Annotated in this window: 12 protein-coding genes; 10 read left to right on the top strand and 2 right to left on the bottom strand. The window is 41.9% G+C overall.

Going from position 1 to position 16,088, the window contains the following annotated elements; translation table 11 throughout:
• Positions 1 to 55: 55 nt before the first annotated feature.
• The 4 genes from pepN to ACTG7X_RS09495 all read left to right on the top strand — a co-directional run bounded on the left by pepN (position 56) and on the right by ACTG7X_RS09495 (position 5,729).
• Positions 56 to 2,677, top strand: coding sequence for an aminopeptidase N (pepN, locus tag ACTG7X_RS09480; RefSeq protein WP_439258258.1), 2,622 nt, complete (start codon positions 56 to 58; stop codon positions 2,675 to 2,677).
• Positions 2,678 to 2,739: 62 nt separating this feature from the next.
• Complete coding sequence (gene pyrD / locus ACTG7X_RS09485) at positions 2,740 to 3,759, top strand: quinone-dependent dihydroorotate dehydrogenase (protein ID WP_439258229.1); 1,020 nt, start codon at positions 2,740 to 2,742, stop codon at positions 3,757 to 3,759.
• 56 nt (positions 3,760 to 3,815) lie between these two features.
• Positions 3,816 to 4,661: an RNase RNM gene (gene rnm, locus ACTG7X_RS09490; RefSeq protein ID WP_439258230.1), complete on the top strand. Its 846-nt coding sequence runs from the start codon at positions 3,816 to 3,818 to the stop codon at positions 4,659 to 4,661.
• A 471-nt stretch (positions 4,662 to 5,132) separates the two neighbouring features.
• Positions 5,133 to 5,729: a tetratricopeptide repeat protein gene (locus ACTG7X_RS09495; RefSeq protein WP_439258231.1), complete on the top strand. Its 597-nt coding sequence runs from the start codon at positions 5,133 to 5,135 to the stop codon at positions 5,727 to 5,729.
• A gap of 36 nt (positions 5,730 to 5,765) precedes the next feature.
• Here ACTG7X_RS09495 and ACTG7X_RS09500 read toward each other — a convergent pair whose 3' ends face one another.
• The gene (locus tag ACTG7X_RS09500; protein ID WP_439258232.1) at positions 5,766 to 6,656 is read right to left on the bottom strand and encodes a LysR family transcriptional regulator; all 891 of its coding nucleotides are present in this window, start codon (positions 6,654 to 6,656) and stop codon (positions 5,766 to 5,768) included.
• Between the two features lie 109 nt (positions 6,657 to 6,765).
• Between ACTG7X_RS09500 and topA the strand changes: the two genes are divergently transcribed.
• From topA to pntB, 6 genes are all read left to right on the top strand, one after another.
• On the top strand, positions 6,766 to 9,372 hold the full coding sequence (topA, locus tag ACTG7X_RS09505) for a type I DNA topoisomerase (protein WP_439258233.1): 2,607 nt from the start codon (positions 6,766 to 6,768) through the stop codon (positions 9,370 to 9,372).
• A 165-nt stretch (positions 9,373 to 9,537) separates the two neighbouring features.
• Complete coding sequence (gene yfbV, locus ACTG7X_RS09510; RefSeq protein ID WP_439258234.1) at positions 9,538 to 9,978, top strand: terminus macrodomain insulation protein YfbV; 441 nt, start codon at positions 9,538 to 9,540, stop codon at positions 9,976 to 9,978.
• A gap of 84 nt (positions 9,979 to 10,062) precedes the next feature.
• Positions 10,063 to 10,560, top strand: a complete 498-nt coding sequence (locus ACTG7X_RS09515; RefSeq protein WP_439241934.1) for a CvpA family protein — start codon at positions 10,063 to 10,065, stop codon at positions 10,558 to 10,560.
• A 14-nt stretch (positions 10,561 to 10,574) separates the two neighbouring features.
• On the top strand, positions 10,575 to 12,086 hold the full coding sequence (gene purF, locus ACTG7X_RS09520; protein WP_439258235.1) for an amidophosphoribosyltransferase: 1,512 nt from the start codon (positions 10,575 to 10,577) through the stop codon (positions 12,084 to 12,086).
• A 243-nt stretch (positions 12,087 to 12,329) separates the two neighbouring features.
• A complete protein-coding gene (gene pntA / locus ACTG7X_RS09525) occupies positions 12,330 to 13,859 on the top strand; it encodes a Re/Si-specific NAD(P)(+) transhydrogenase subunit alpha (protein WP_439258236.1) in 1,530 nt (509 codons plus the stop codon).
• A gap of 10 nt (positions 13,860 to 13,869) precedes the next feature.
• A complete protein-coding gene (gene pntB, locus ACTG7X_RS09530) occupies positions 13,870 to 15,333 on the top strand; it encodes a Re/Si-specific NAD(P)(+) transhydrogenase subunit beta (protein ID WP_439258237.1) in 1,464 nt (487 codons plus the stop codon).
• 62 nt (positions 15,334 to 15,395) lie between these two features.
• Here the strand turns inward: pntB and can are convergent, their stop codons facing one another.
• On the bottom strand, positions 15,396 to 16,085 hold the full coding sequence (gene can, locus ACTG7X_RS09535; protein ID WP_439258259.1) for a carbonate dehydratase: 690 nt from the start codon (positions 16,083 to 16,085) through the stop codon (positions 15,396 to 15,398).
• Positions 16,086 to 16,088: the final 3 nt, after the last annotated feature.

Consider the following 16,088-nt stretch of genomic DNA (forward strand, 5'->3'; position numbering starts at 1 on the left):
ATTTCCTAAATTTTGACGTCATTGTCATTTATTATTACATTTGCTTTATTTGGACATTCTTATGCAAGCTAAATACAGAAAAAATTATCGTACTCCCGATTTTACTATTCAACACATTTCTCTTGATTTTCAATTAGATCCCGTTCATACCGTGGTCACGGCGGTTAGCCAAGTGGTGCGTTTAAATCCAGAATCCACCAGCTTACGTTTAGACGGACATAGCTTTCAATTTGCCAGTATTAAATTAAATGGCACTGATTTTACCGCCTATCAACAAGATAAAGAAAGTCTAACCTTAGATTTAAGCGAACTAAGTGCTGAAAGTGCGGATCAATTTACGCTAGAAATTGTGACGTATTTGGTGCCATCAGAAAATACCTCATTACAAGGCTTGTATCAATCGGGGGATGGCATTTGTACACAATGTGAAGCAGAGGGGTTCCGTCAAATAACCTATATGCTTGATCGTCCTGATGTCTTAGCTCGTTATGATGTCACCATCACCGCAGATAAAAGCAAATATCCGTATTTATTATCTAATGGTAACCGCATTGCACAAGGGGATTTAGATGATGGTCGTCATTGGGTGCAATGGCAAGATCCCTTCCCGAAACCTTGTTATTTATTTGCCTTAGTAGCGGGAGATTTTGATTTATTACAAGACCATTTTGTCACCAAAAGTGGCCGTGATGTGTTGCTTGAATTGTATGTGGACCGTGGCAATTTAAATCGTGCCGAGTGGGCCATGCAAAGCCTGAAAAAATCCATGAAATGGGATGAAGATCGCTTTGGGTTAGAATATGATTTAGATATTTACATGATTGTGGCGGTGGATTTCTTTAATATGGGTGCCATGGAAAATAAAGGCTTGAATGTATTCAACTCGAAATTTGTGTTAGCCAACCCACAAACCGCCACTGACACCGATTATTTGGATGTAGAACGGGTGATTGCCCACGAATATTTTCATAACTGGACAGGAAACCGTGTGACTTGCCGTGATTGGTTCCAATTAAGCTTAAAAGAGGGCTTGACTGTTTTCCGTGATCAGGAATTTTCTTCCGATACGGGATCACGTGCAGTAAATCGTATTCAAAATGTACAATACTTGCGTACCCTGCAATTTGCCGAAGATGCAAGCCCAATGTCGCACCCTATCCGTCCAGAAAAAGTATTAGAAATGAATAACTTCTATACGGTGACTGTGTATGAAAAAGGGGCAGAAGTAATTCGCATGATGCACACTTTATTGGGCGAAAAACGTTTTCAAAAAGGCATACAACTGTATATTGCCGAAAATGATGGTAAAGCAGCCACTTGTGAAGATTTTGTGTCTGCCATGGAACGTGCCTCTGGTGTGGATTTAACCCAATTCCGCCGTTGGTATAGCCAATCTGGCACGCCAGAATTAACTGTGACTGACAGCTATGATGAGAAAAAACACAGCTATAAATTGATTGTGTCCCAAATGACGCCGCCGACAGCGGATCAAATGAATAAAGTGAATTTACATATTCCGCTTAAAATTGCCTTGTATAACCAAAAAGGCATTCCATTTACCTTATTGAAAAATGGCGAATTGGTGGATGACGTCTTGAATGTCACGGAAAATGATCAGGTATTTGAATTCCATGATATTACGAGCCGCCCCGTGCCAGCATTATTGTGTGATTTCTCTGCCCCCGTGAAATTAGATTATGATTACAGCCCTGAACAGTTAGTGATCTTATTAAAATCTGCGCAAAATGAATTTGTGCGTTGGGATGCGGTGCAAATGTTATTCAGCTTAGAATTACGCCGTTTATTAGAAGCCTATAAAAATGGTCTACCACTTGAATTTTCTCCAGAAATGTTAACCGCACTTTCTCAAGTATTAAGCAACTATCAAAGCAATATTGAGTTAACCACCTTGATATTAACGTTGCCAAAAGAAACGGAATTTGCAGAGCAATTTAAAGTGATTGATCCAGAAGGCATTGCCATTGTATGTGATTTTCTGCAACGCACTTTAGCAGAAAGCCTCAAAGCGCAATGGCTAGATACCTATAATCAAATTCGTTTAGAGGATTATCAAATTAATACGCAAGACATTGCAAAACGTGCCTTACGTAATCTTTGCTTGCATTATTTAGCCTTTACCGAGGTGGGTAATGTCTTAGTGAACAAACATTATTTGCATGCCAACAACATGACTGATAGCCTTGCTGCATTACAGGCTGCCGGCAAAGCGCAATTAGCTTGCCGTGATAGCCTGATGGCGGATTTTGAACAAAAATGGCAACAAGATGGCTTAGTGATGGATAAATGGTTTAATTTACAAGCCACCCGTCCTGACGAAAATGTGTTGAGCATTGTCCAACAACTTATGGATCACCCAAGTTTTAATTTTAACAATCCAAACCGCTTGCGTGCTTTGGTGGGCAGTTTTATTAATCAAAATCCACGGGCATTCCATGCGGTAGATGGTTCGGGTTATCGTTTCTTAACGGAAATTTTGCTCCGTTTAAATCAAAGTAATCCACAAGTAGCCGCCCGTTTAATTGAGCCATTAGTGCGTTTTAGACGTTACGACAGCCAACGTCAACAGTTGATGAAACGTGCGTTACAACGCTTATTTGAAGTGGAAAATTTGTCACGAGATTTATTTGAGAAAATTGAAAAAGCGTTAAATAGTTAGTTGAACCCTCACCCTAGCCCTCTCCCAAAGGGAGAGGGAATATTATAGCGAGCGTTATTTTTATGTATTCCCTAATTCGTAAAGCCCTATTTTCCTTGCAACCCGAAACCGCTCATCATGTGACGATTCAAGCCTTACATTGGGCGGGAAAACCGTTGTTGCAACCGCTGTTAAAAACGATTTTCCCTTGTCCGCAAGGCGTAGAAAAAAACGTCATGGGGTTGAAATTTCCCAATCCTATTGGTTTAGCTGCAGGGGTAGATAAAGACGGTGAAGCCATTGATGGCTTTGCGGCATTAGGTTTCGGTTTTATTGAGGTCGGAACCGTCACGCCATTGGCGCAAGACGGCAATGCCAAACCCCGCCAATTTCGCTTACCCGAAGTCGAGGGAATAATTAACCGTAATGGTTTTAATAACAAAGGGATAGATCATTTAATTGAAAATGTGAAAAAGGCTCGTTTTAACGGCATATTAGGCATTAATATTGGCAAAAACAAAATCACGCCGATTGAAAAAGGTAAGGACGATTATCTGTTTTGTTTAAACAAAGCCTATAATTATGCCGATTATATTACGGTGAACATTTCCTCGCCTAATACGCCTGACTTACGTCAATTACAATATGGCGAGGCCTTAGAAGATTTATTACAAAGCATTAAAGCCAGACAACAGATATTGTCGGCGCAATATCATAAATACGTGCCGATTGTGGTAAAAATTGCCCCAGATCTAACCGAGGCAGAACTGGTACAACTGGCGGACACCTTACGCCGTCACAACATGGACGGCGTCATTGCAACCAATACGACAATCGATCGAGAAAATGTCACAGGTTTAAAATATTCACAAGAAATCGGTGGATTAAGTGGCAAGCCATTACAACAAAAAAGCACTGCGATTATTCGTCGTTTACAGCAAGAATTGCAAGGCGAAATCCCGATTATAGGGAGTGGGGGAATTGATAGCGTACCGCATGCACAGGAAAAAATTGAGGCGGGTGCTAGTTTATTACAACTGTATTCTGGCTTGATTTATCATGGCCCCGCTTTAGTGAAAGCCTTGGTTAAGAATATCAAATAACAGAATATGAAAGTGCGGTGAAAATAACCGCACTTTTTCCGTTTGAAGTGAAAAAGATGAACGAAAAAATTTACGATCTGCATTGCCATAGTACCGCCTCAGATGGCGTGTTAAGCCCCGCCGAACTGGTACAGAGAGCGGCTGAAAAAGGGGTGAATGTGTTGGCCTTATGTGATCATGATAGCATTGCAGGATTAGCCGAGGCCAGAACAGCATGCCAAAAGCAAGGTATCCACTTGATTAATGGCGTGGAAATTTCCACCTGTTGGTCAGGGCAAGGGAAAGATCGGGGCATTCATATTGTGGGATTAGGCTTTGATGAAACTTCGCCAGAAATGACCGCACTTTTAGCCAAACAAGCCGCCTTACGTTTAGATCGAGCGATACAAATTGGCGAAAAATTAGCACAATTAGGCATTCCCGACGCCTATCAAGGGGCCAAAGCCTTAGCCAGTGGGGAAGTGACCCGTGCGCATTATGCTCGTTTTTTGGTGCAAATAGGCAAAGTCTCCAACGACACACAAGCCTTTAAACGCTATTTATCCGCCGGTAAACCCGCCTATGTAAAAGCCGATTGGGTGGATATTGCCACGGCCATTGACGTCATTCATCAAGCCGGTGGATTGGCGGTATTAGCCCATCCCTTGCGTTATAACATGACCAATCGTTGGATAAAACGTTTAGTGGTGGATTTCAGCCAATGGCATGGTGACGGAATTGAAGTCGCCGGTTGTGGACAATCGCCTGATCAACGCCAATTAATCGCCCGTTGGGCCAATGAACATCAATTATTGGCCTCGGTAGGGTCTGATTTTCATTTCCCTTGTGCTTGGATTGAGTTAGGAAAATCCCTCACCTTGCCTGAAAATGTGCTACCGATTTGGCAAAGATTGCTACAATAGGCTTGAAATTGAAATGGAAAGGCTTATAATAAAGAAAGGTCGTGGATAGGTAGCGAACCCACCCACTTCCTAGCCGTTAGGCTATTTTGCTTACAACTTCAAGTAGTATATTCAGTATAGCGAACACTTTAATACTACTTGCAAGTGCTAGTAAAACTAGCAACAAGATCAGAGTAATAACTTCTGATGTTTTCACATAAGTCACCCCCTTAGTGCTACAAGACTAAGCGACTAGGCAATGTGCTACTGGAATAGCACAACGCCCACGCCGATAGCACGAAAGGGATTATAACACAAACAACTGCTTTTCAAAGTGGTTGTTTGTTTTTTTATATAGTATTGATAAAAAATACAGCAGAATTAATATTTCCAACCATCACTTCTCATTTACGCTATTTTCTACAATAACACATTGTGCAAAAAAAAAACAATGTTAGTATTTAAATTATTCACTAATAAAAAGGAAACATTATGTTTAAAAAAATGAAATTGATGGCTTTATGTCTGTTTGGATTAACGATCCCATTGAGTGGTTATGCTGAAAATGATTGGCATGCTGATTGGAGTTCAAAATGGCATTTTGATTATGCAGATAAATTATCATCCAAGAAAAACGCAGAGTTTCTCGGTATGTATATAGGGCTATTAAATGTTGATATAATTTCAGATGCACATTTAAAAGAATGTCGTTCTAGTAAGGATAAAAATAGGATTTTGCTTGTTTGTCATAGGCTTGGGCAATTGTATTTATCACAAGAAAATTATTCAGAGGCAATAAAATACTTAAATAGATCTGCTAATGCGGGACATCCAGAAAGTCAAGCTCTGCTTGGAGAAATGTATTATTTTGGGACTGGGGTAAAGCAAAATAAGCGTACAGCTGTGGAGTGGTTGAAGAAAGCAATAAATCATAAATTTCCTTACCCAGGCGCGCAACATGATCTTGCTGCTATGTATTATTTTGGCGAAGGAGTTAAGCAAGATAGAGCTAAATCCAAAGATTTGTTTAATAAAGCCTGTCAAAGTGGCTTGCAAGAAGCCTGTAATGAATTAAATACAAAGTTTTAGAAAGCCCAAAACAGCCACTTTAATCGTGGCTGTTTTTTATCCCCCTAACTTCAACCCTTGCAAAAATCCCACAAACGCTTTGACTTTCGCCGCCAAATGGCGACGGTGTGGGTAAATGGCGTGTAAGTCTAGGGTTTGTGGTTTGTAATGGGTTAACAGTTCCACTAATTCACCAGAGGCCAGTTCTTTTTCAATGAGAAAATAAGGCTGATGGATAATGCCTAAGCCGGCTTTAGCCATTTCTACAAGGGTGAGGCCGTTGTTGGAAATGAGTTTGGACGGCATTTTTATGCGTTGAACTTGACCATCGTTATGAGTAAACGCCCAATAAATCTGATTGCCAGAATTTTTGTAGAGTAAACAATCGTGCTGTTGGAGTTCCGTGAGCGTTTGTGGTTGGCCTTTTCGTGCAATATAATCAGGCGAGGCAACGAGGTGCATGGTTGTGGTGGCGAGCTTTTGGGCCACTAAGGAACTGTCTTGCAAGGTGCCGATACGCAAGGCGACATCATATCCCTCCGATAACAGATCGACACGACGATCACTAAAATCCATTTCAATATGTAAATTGGGATTGGCTTTGGTAAAGGCGGCTAAATTCGGCGCAATAAAACGTAAACCAAAATCCATTGGGACAGACACCACAAGGTTGCCTTGTAAGGAAGAAGATAGATTACTAATGCTTGCGTCGGCCTCATGTAATTCTGTTAATATGGGTTGGCAATGTTGATAATAAACCAAGCCGGCCTCGGTCGGGGAGATTTTTCGGGTTGTGCGTTGCAATAAACGTGTTTGTAATTGTTCTTCCAGTTGAGCGACTAATTTACTCGCCATGGCAACAGAAATATTTTCAAGTTGGGCGGCTTGGGTGAAACTTTGGGTTTCAATCACCTTACAAAAGACCGAAATTGCGTTTAGTTTATCCATTTAACACCCTTTTGAAAAAAAATTGTTGACCTAATAACCATTCCTTAGGCAATATAAAAAAAGAAAGTAATCAATTTTACACAAATTAAACAAAATTAGGTATCTAAATATGAGCAAATCCTTAGTGATTGTGGAATCGCCAGCCAAAGCGAAAACCATTAATAAATATCTGGGCAGTAACTATGTGGTGAAATCCAGTGTTGGGCATATCCGTGATTTGCCGACCACAGGGACAGTTAGCGGCGAAAAAGCAAAGCCTATTTCCACCAAAGGACTCAGTGCGGAAGAAAAGGCCAGTATCAAAGCAGAGAAAGATCAGAACGCTTTAGTCAAACGTATGGGGATTGATCCTTATCATGGCTGGAAAGCCAATTATCAGATTTTGCCAGGCAAGGAAAAAGTGGTGGCAGAATTAAAATCCCTTGCCAAAAAAGCCGACCACATTTATCTGGCCACCGACTTGGATAGAGAGGGGGAGGCCATTGCTTGGCATTTGCGTGAAGTGATTGGCGGGGATGACGAGCGTTTTAGTCGGGTGGTGTTTAATGAGATTACTAAAAACGCCATTAAACAAGCCTTTGAAAAGCCAGAACATTTAAATTTAGACCGAGTGAATGCACAACAAACCCGCCGTTTTTTAGACCGAGTGGTGGGCTTTATGGTGTCGCCGTTACTTTGGAAAAAAGTCGCTCGAGGCTTATCCGCAGGGCGTGTGCAATCGGTGGCGGTGAAATTATTGGTGGAACGTGAGCGTGAAATTAAAGCCTTTTTGCCTGAAGAATTCTGGCAAGTGGCGGTAGATACGCAAACGGCCCAAAAACAAAAAATTCGTTTAGATGTCACCGCACTTCAAGGCAAAAAATTTGAGCCGAAAAACCAACAACAAGCACAAAGTGCGGTGGATTTTTTGCAAAAATCCGCCTTTGTGGTGTCTGATTTAGAAACCAAACCGACCACATCAAAAGCACGTCCACCGTTTATTACTTCCACTTTACAACAAGCGGCCAGTACAAGATTGAGTTTTAGCGTGAAAAAAACCATGATGTTGGCACAACGCTTATATGAGGCGGGTTACATTACGTATATGCGTACCGACAGCACCAATTTAAGTGCGGATGCGTTAAACATGGTTCGTCATTATATTGAACAACAATTCGGAACGGATTACTTACCCGCTAAACCGAATTTTTATTCCAGTAAAGAAAATGCCCAAGAGGCGCATGAGGCCATTCGTCCTTCTGATGTTAAGGTATTAGCAAGCCAATTATCAGGCATGGAAAAAGATGCTGAACGTTTATATGATTTAATTTGGCGTCAATTTGTGGCGTGCCAAATGCCACAAGCGCAATATGACAGCACCACGTTAACGGTAACGGCAGGGGAGTATGAATTAAAAGCCAAAGGCCGTATTTTACGTTTTGATGGTTGGACAAAAGTCTTGCCACAATTAACCAAATCGCCTGAAGATCAAGAATTGCCGTCCGTCAAGGTGCAAGACACATTGCAATTAGACGCCGTGTTACCAAGTCAGCATTTTACGAAACCACCGGCACGCTTTACTGAGGCCGCTTTGGTGAAAGAGTTAGAAAAACGAGGTATTGGCCGTCCGTCAACCTATGCAGCAATTATTTCTACCATTCAAGAACGTGGTTATGTACGCACCGAAAATCGTCGTTTTTATGCGGAAAAAATGGGCGAAATTGTGACCGATCGTTTAAATCAATCGTTCAGTGAATTGATGAACTATGATTTCACCGCAAACATGGAAGATACGCTAGATAAAATTGCTAACGGTAGCAAAAATTGGAAAACCGAACTTAATCAATTCTTTAAAGATTTTTCTGAGCAACTTAGCACCGCAGAATTAAATGAACTAGACGGTGGCATGAAACCGAATAGCTTGGTGGAAACCGATATCGCTTGCCCAACTTGTGGTCGCAAGATGGCGATTCGTACTGCCAGTACTGGCGTCTTTTTAGGTTGCACAGGCTACGCCTTACCGCCAAAAGAACGTTGTAAAAGCACGGTGAATTTAATTCCAGAGGCAGAGCTGTTAAACGTGTTAGACAGCGAAAGCGAGGCAAAAGCCTTGATTGCTCGTAAACGTTGCCCAAAATGTGATGCCGCCATGGACAGCTATTTATTGGATCCGCAACGTAAATTACATATTTGTGGGAATAATCCAAATTGTGATGGTTATGTGATTGAACAGGGCAGTTTCAAAATCAAAGGCTATGACGGCCCTGTAGTGGAATGTGATAAATGCGGTGCGGACATGCACTTAAAATTAGGGCGTTTTGGCAAATACATGGCCTGTACGCAATGTGATAACACCCGTAAAGTATTGAAAAATGGCGACGTTGCCCCACCAAAAGAAGATCCAACCCATTTCCCAGAATTGAAATGCGAAAAATCCGACGCTTATTTTGTGTTGCGTGACGGCGCCAGTGGCGTATTTATGTCTGCGCATAATTTCCCGAAATCTCGTGAAACAAGAGCGCCGAAAGTGGCTGAATTAGCGTTATATCGAGATCGTTTGCCTGAAAAATTGCAATATTTAGCCGATGCGCCACAAAAAGATCCTGAGGGTAATGCGGCGATTGTGCGGTTTAGTCGTAAGGAAAAACGGCAGTATGTGACATCGGAAGTAAATGGGAAGCAGACTAAATGGATTGTTGATTTTGATGGTAAGCATTGGGTTGAGCGGAAAAAATAAAATAATACTCTAACAAAATGGGGTCCCCGTATTTTTAGGAAATAAGACAAAGTTGGGGCGTGTTTTCTTTTTGCTTACTTTTTCTTTACACGAGTAAAGAAAAAGTAAGTCGCCATCGGCGAAACCCAATTTAAAAACAACAACATATTGTAATAAAAAGAAAAAATGACATTATTCAACACACTACAAAACGGCCAAACCTACCAAAAAACGTGGTTCCCTCACCCCAAACTCAACCAAATTTTCCCTGAAAATCGGGTCATTAAAACCACCAAATTTGCCCAAACCCTCATGCCTTTTATTGCCGTCTTTGCCATTGTCTGGCAACAATTTTTCGTACCACATAGTCAAGTAGCATTGGCGGCGGCAATATTAACAGCGTTGTTTGCCTTGTGTATTCCGCTACAAGGACTATATTGGCTCGGTAAACGTGCCCAAACCACATTACCTAAGCAAACTGCGGTGAAATTTCAGCAAATTTCTATGCAACTTCGCCAACAAGGTGTAGCGTTGCCACAGATGGATAAACCGACTTATCAAGATTTAGCTTTTTTATTAAACAAAGCCAACCAACATTTACCCGACACATTCTGGCAAGACCTCTAAATCTAAAAGCAATCGTTTTCTTTTTGCGGAATTTTCGGTAGAATAGCCAACGTTGTTTTTCCTATTTTTGAGATGATTATGTCAGTGATTGATTATATTATTATTGGTATTATTGTATTTTCCGTGATTGTGAGCTTATTACGGGGCTTTGTGCGTGAAGTGTTGTCACTGGCAACGTGGATTGTGGCATTTATTATTGCTAGTCAGTTTTACCCTTATTTAGCCGGTCTGTTAACCCAAATTGATTCTGAATATATCCGTAACGGCGTGGCTATCGGTATCTTGTTTATATTAACCCTGATTGTGGGGGGGATTGTGAATTATGTCATTTCGCAATTAGTGGATAAAACAGGGCTGTCAGGCACGGATCGGGTGTTGGGCGCCTGTTTTGGCTTTTTACGTGGTGTATTGATTGTTGCCGCTTTACTGTTCTTTGTGGATACCTTTACTAATTTTGAGCAAAGTGACGCATGGAAATCGTCGCAATTAATACCGCACTTTGGTTTTGTGGTCGAGTGGTTTTTCCAACAATTACAAGCCAATTCCAGTTTCTTAAATTCAACCTTAACCCCCGTGAAATAAAAGGAGCATAGCAAATGTGTGGCATCGTCGGTATCGTTTCTCAAACTCCCGTTAATCAAGCCATTTATGATGCGTTAATGGTGTTACAACACCGTGGGCAAGATGCCACAGGAATTGTCACTGTTGATGATGAAAACTGTTTCCGCTTACGCAAAGCTAATGGTTTGGTCACGGATGTGTTTCAGCAAGTGCATATGCAACGATTACAAGGGAATGCCGGAATTGGGCATGTGCGTTATCCAACGGCGGGCAGTTCAAATGTGTCGGAGGCGCAACCGTTTTATGTGAATTCACCTTATGGGTTAGCCTTAGTGCATAACGGTAATTTGACCAATTCGGATGAACTGAAAGAGAAACTATATAAACTAGCTCGTCGTCATGTTAATACCAATTCTGATTCTGAAGCCTTACTGAATATTCTTGCTCACCATATCGATCAGATCGACAAAGAAATCCTGTCTCCGCAAGATGTATTTTGCGCCATTCGTGCCACGAATCAGGATATTAAAGGCGCTTATGCTTGTGTGGCAATGATTATTGGGCATGGCTTAGTGGCGTTTCGTGATCCAAATGGTATCCGTCCGTTGGTGTTAGGACAACGGGAAGAAAATGGAAAAATGGAATATATGTTTGCCTCTGAAACCGTGGCGTTAGATACCGTTGGTTTTGAATTTGTGCGAGATGTAAAACCGGGTGAGGCCATTTATGTGACCTTTGAGGGGGAGCTTTTTTCTGAAATTTGTGCGGAACAGACGCAACTGACACCTTGTATTTTTGAATACGTCTATTTTGCCCGCCCTGACAGCACCATTGATGGCGTTTCGGTGTATGCGGCGCGAGTACACATGGGCGAACGTTTAGGCCAGAAAATTGCTCGAGAATGGAAAGATATTGACATTGACGTGGTGATTCCTGTACCAGAAACTTCCAATGATATTGCTTTGCGAATTTCGAACGTATTGGGCAAACCTTATCGTCAAGGCTTTGTGAAAAATCGTTATGTAGGACGTACCTTTATTATGCCCGGACAAACCCAACGGGTGAGTGCAGTACGACGTAAATTAAATACGATTTCTGCGGAATTTAAAGGCAAAAACGTGCTATTAGTGGACGACTCCATTGTGCGTGGCACGACCTCCGAGCAAATTGTGGAAATGGCACGTGCGGCGGGGGCGAATAAAATCTATTTTGCCTCGGCGGCACCCGAAATTCGTTATCCGAATGTGTACGGCATTGATATGCCAACCAAGAATGAATTAATTGCTTATGGCCGTAACGTTGAGGAAATTGCGCAGTTAATTGGGGTGGATGGTTTAATCTTCCAAGATCTGGAGGCATTAAAAATTTCCATTCAGCAAGAAAACCCTGCTATTCGGGAATTTGATGCGTCGGTGTTTACAGGCCAATATATCACAGGCGATATTACGCCTGAATATTTAGAACGTATAGCGGAAAAACGCAATGATAAAGCAAAAACAAAACGTGAGAAAGACGCGGCGAATTTAGAAATTCATAACGAACGCTAATCTCAAAAATAATGAAAAATTTACCGCACTTTGTTAAAAATAATGCAACGTGCGGTATTTTTTAGACAAAAATTTAGCTCTATTAAATTAATTGATTTTTACTGCTAAAAATCCTTTTTAATTTCTCTTTATTTAGGGTAGAGTTAGTGTAGTTTGACTTTTTTGTCATATTGACGGGTTGGATAGCCAGAAATGTTCTGGCTTATCCATTTATTTGTAATCAACCAATTTGAAGGAAACATTATGTTAATTGGTGTACCTAGAGAACTGCTTGAGAATGAAAGTCGGGTAGCGGCAACGCCAAAGACGGTTCAGCAAATTCAAAAACTCGGCTTTGATGTACTCGTAGAACAGGGTGCGGGGTTTAAAGCCAGTTTTGAAGATCAAGCCTTTATAGATGTCGGCGCAAAAATCGGTTCGGCGCAAGATGTTTGGAATGCGGACGTGATTTTTAAAGTCAATGCGCCAACGGATACGGAAATCGGGCTAATTAAAGAAGGCGCCACCTTGGTGAGCTTTATTTGGCCTGCGCAAAATCCAGAATTAATGGAAAAATTATCGGCGAAAAAAATTAATGTGCTAGCCATGGATTCGGTGCCACGTATTTCTCGTGCGCAAGCCTTGGATGCGTTAAGTTCTATGGCCAATATTTCGGGGTATCGTGCGGTGATTGAGGCCGCCAATTCATTCGGTAGTTTCTTTACGGGACAAATTACTGCAGCGGGTAAAGTGCCACCGGCTAAAGTGTTGGTGATTGGTGCGGGTGTTGCAGGCCTTGCAGCGATTGGTGCGGCAAATAGCTTAGGCGCCATTGTACGCGCCTTTGACAGCCGTCCAGAAGTAAAAGAGCAAGTGAAATCCATGGGTGCAGACTTCTTAGAAATTGATTTTGAAGAAGAAGGTGGTTCTGGTGACGGTTATGCGAAAGTGATGTCAGAAGAATTTAACCGTCGTGCTATGGAACTTTATGCCGCACAAGCCAAAGAAGTGGATATTATTATCACCACGGCAGCGATTCCGGGCAAACCTGCGCCACGTTTAATCACTAAAGAAATGGTCGATTCCATGAAACCGGGTTCAGTGATTGTGGATTTAGCGGCAGCGACTGGCGGTAACTGCGAATACACCAAAGCAGGTGAAATTTTTGTCACTGATAATCAAGTGAAAGTGATTGGTTATACCGACTTCCCAGCGCGTTTACCAACCCAATCTTCTCAACTTTATGGTACTAACTTAGTTAATTTATTGAAATTATTAGCACCAAATAAAGATGGTCAAATTGATATTAATTTTGAAGACGTTGTGTTGCGTGGCGTGACTGTCATTCGTGATGGTGAGGTCACATGGCCTGCTCCGCCAATTCAAGTATCGGCTCAACCGCAAAAACAAGCGGCAGCACCAGTAGCGAAAAAAGAAGAAAAACCAACCAATCCAAAAGTTAAATATGGTGTATTGGCATTAACGGGTATCTTGTTCCTGTGGCTTGCTTCTGTTTCGCCTGCGGCATTTTTATCTCACTTCACCGTGTTCGTGTTGGCTTGTGTGGTGGGTTATTATGTGGTGTGGAACGTCAGCCATGCCTTGCATACGCCATTAATGGCGGTGACAAATGCTATTTCGGGCATTATTATCGTAGGGGCAGTGTTGCAAATCTCTCAAGGTAGTTTCTTTGTGAGTATTCTCGCCTTTATCGCTATTTTAGTCGCCAGTATTAATATTTTCGGTGGCTTTAAAGTTACCCAACGCATGCTTGCCATGTTTAGAAAAGGTTAAGGAGAACAATATGTCATTAGGTTTAGTTCAAGCAGCATATATCGTATCCGCATTACTTTTTATTATGAGTTTAGCAGGGTTGTCTAAACACGAAACCGCCAAAGCAGGGGCGTGGTACGGCATTGTGGGGATGGCGATTGCTTTAATTGCTACCATTTTTGGTCCAGCCACCGAAGGGCAACTTTGGATCATCATTGCCATGATTATTGGGGCAGTGATCGGGATTCACCGTGCCTTAAAAGTGGAAATGACCGAAATGCCAGAGCTTGTGGCGATTTTGCACAGTTTCGTCGGTTTAGCCGCTGTTTTAGTGGGTTTTAATAGCTACGGTTTACATGTCACCCCTGAATTTGTGCCACCTCAAGGTTTGACCTTTGATAGCCCTGAACAGCTAGAAGCGGCCATTCAAGCGGCTAAAGTGGCATTTGATGCAGAATTGAATGTGTTAAACAACATTCATAATGTGGAAGTGTTCTTAGGCATCTTTATCGGTGCGGTGACGTTCACAGGTTCAATTGTGGCATTCGGCAAATTACGTGGGATCATTAATTCCAAAGCCTTAACACTGCCACATCGTCACAAACTCAACTTAGCCGCCGTGGTGGTGTCAGCGTTGTTAATGGTGGTATTTTTAAATTCCCCTGAAAACATCTTCCCTGTGTTATTAATGACAGCCATTGCGCTTGCATTCGGTTGGCATTTAGTCGCCTCTATCGGTGGGGCAGATATGCCAGTGGTGGTGTCAATGCTGAACTCTTATTCAGGTTGGGCAGCTGCGGCAGCCGGTTTTATGTTGAACAACGACTTATTAATCGTCACGGGGGCGTTGGTCGGTTCGTCTGGTGCAATCCTTTCTTACATTATGTGTAAGGCCATGAACCGTTCCTTTGTGAGCGTGATTGCAGGTGGTTTTGGTAATGATGTGGTAGCAAGTTCTGATGAAGAACAAGGTGAACATCGTGAAACCACCGCAGAAGAAGTGGCAGAATTATTGAAAAATGCGAGTTCTGTGATTATCACCCCAGGATACGGCATGGCAGTTGCTCAAGCACAATATCCAGTGGCTGACATCACCGCCAAATTGCGTGAACGTGGTATTAACGTACGTTTCGGTATTCACCCTGTGGCAGGCCGTTTACCAGGTCACATGAACGTGTTATTAGCCGAAGCCAAAGTGCCTTATGACGTGGTATTAGAAATGGATGAAATCAATGATGATTTCGCTGATACGGATGTGGTATTAGTTATCGGGGCCAATGACACCGTTAACCCTGCTGCATTAGACGACCCAAACAGTCCAATCGCAGGCATGCCAGTATTGGAAGTTTGGAAAGCACAAAATGTAATTGTGTTCAAACGTTCTATGGCGGTGGGTTACGCAGGCGTACAAAATCCATTGTTCTTTAAAGAAAATACCCAAATGTTGTTTGGTGATGCCAAAGAACGTGTGGATGATATTTTAAAAGCATTGTAATGGTAAGAAAAAAGTCCTAAACAATGAACCGCACTTTAAAAGTGCGGTTCTTTTTTTGTATTTTATTCCGTTTGTGTTGGTTTCTTCTCTAAAATATTATTTTCATCTAAGGTAAGCAAGCGAGAAATGGCATTACGATAAGAGATTTCTAGGCTTTCTCGACTGGTGGCTAATACGCCTTGATCCACTAAAAAGCCGTCATTAACATCATAAACCCAACCATGTAAGGATAATTTTGCACCACGCTCCCAAGCCGATTGCACAATAGAGGAGCGACCGAGGTTATATACTTGTTCTGCTACGTTGATTTTGGTCAGCATATCGGCCCTTTTTTCAGGCGACAGATTACCAAGCAAATGGCTGTGTTTGAACCAAATATCTCGAATATGCAATAACCAGTTATTGATTAGTCCCAAATCTTGATTTTTCATGGCGGCATTAATACCGCCACAATTCGTGTGGCCGCAAATAATAATGTGTTCAATATTTAACACATCTACCGCATATTGCACTACCGATAGACAGTTGAGATCGGTATGAATGACTTGATTTGCCACATTACGGTGGACAAATAATTCACCCGGTTCTAAATTGGTGAGCTTTTCTGCGGGTACACGGCTGTCGGAACAACCAATCCATAAATAATGAGGGGTTTGGTGTTCGGCTAATTCTTTGAAATAATGGGAGTTTTCTTCTTTCATGCGCAACGCCCAACTGTGGTTGTTAGCGAATAATTGTTCAATTCGTTTCATCAT

The organism is Lonepinella sp. BR2271, from assembly GCF_051851515.1.
In the GTDB taxonomy this organism is placed as follows: domain Bacteria; phylum Pseudomonadota; class Gammaproteobacteria; order Enterobacterales; family Pasteurellaceae; genus Lonepinella.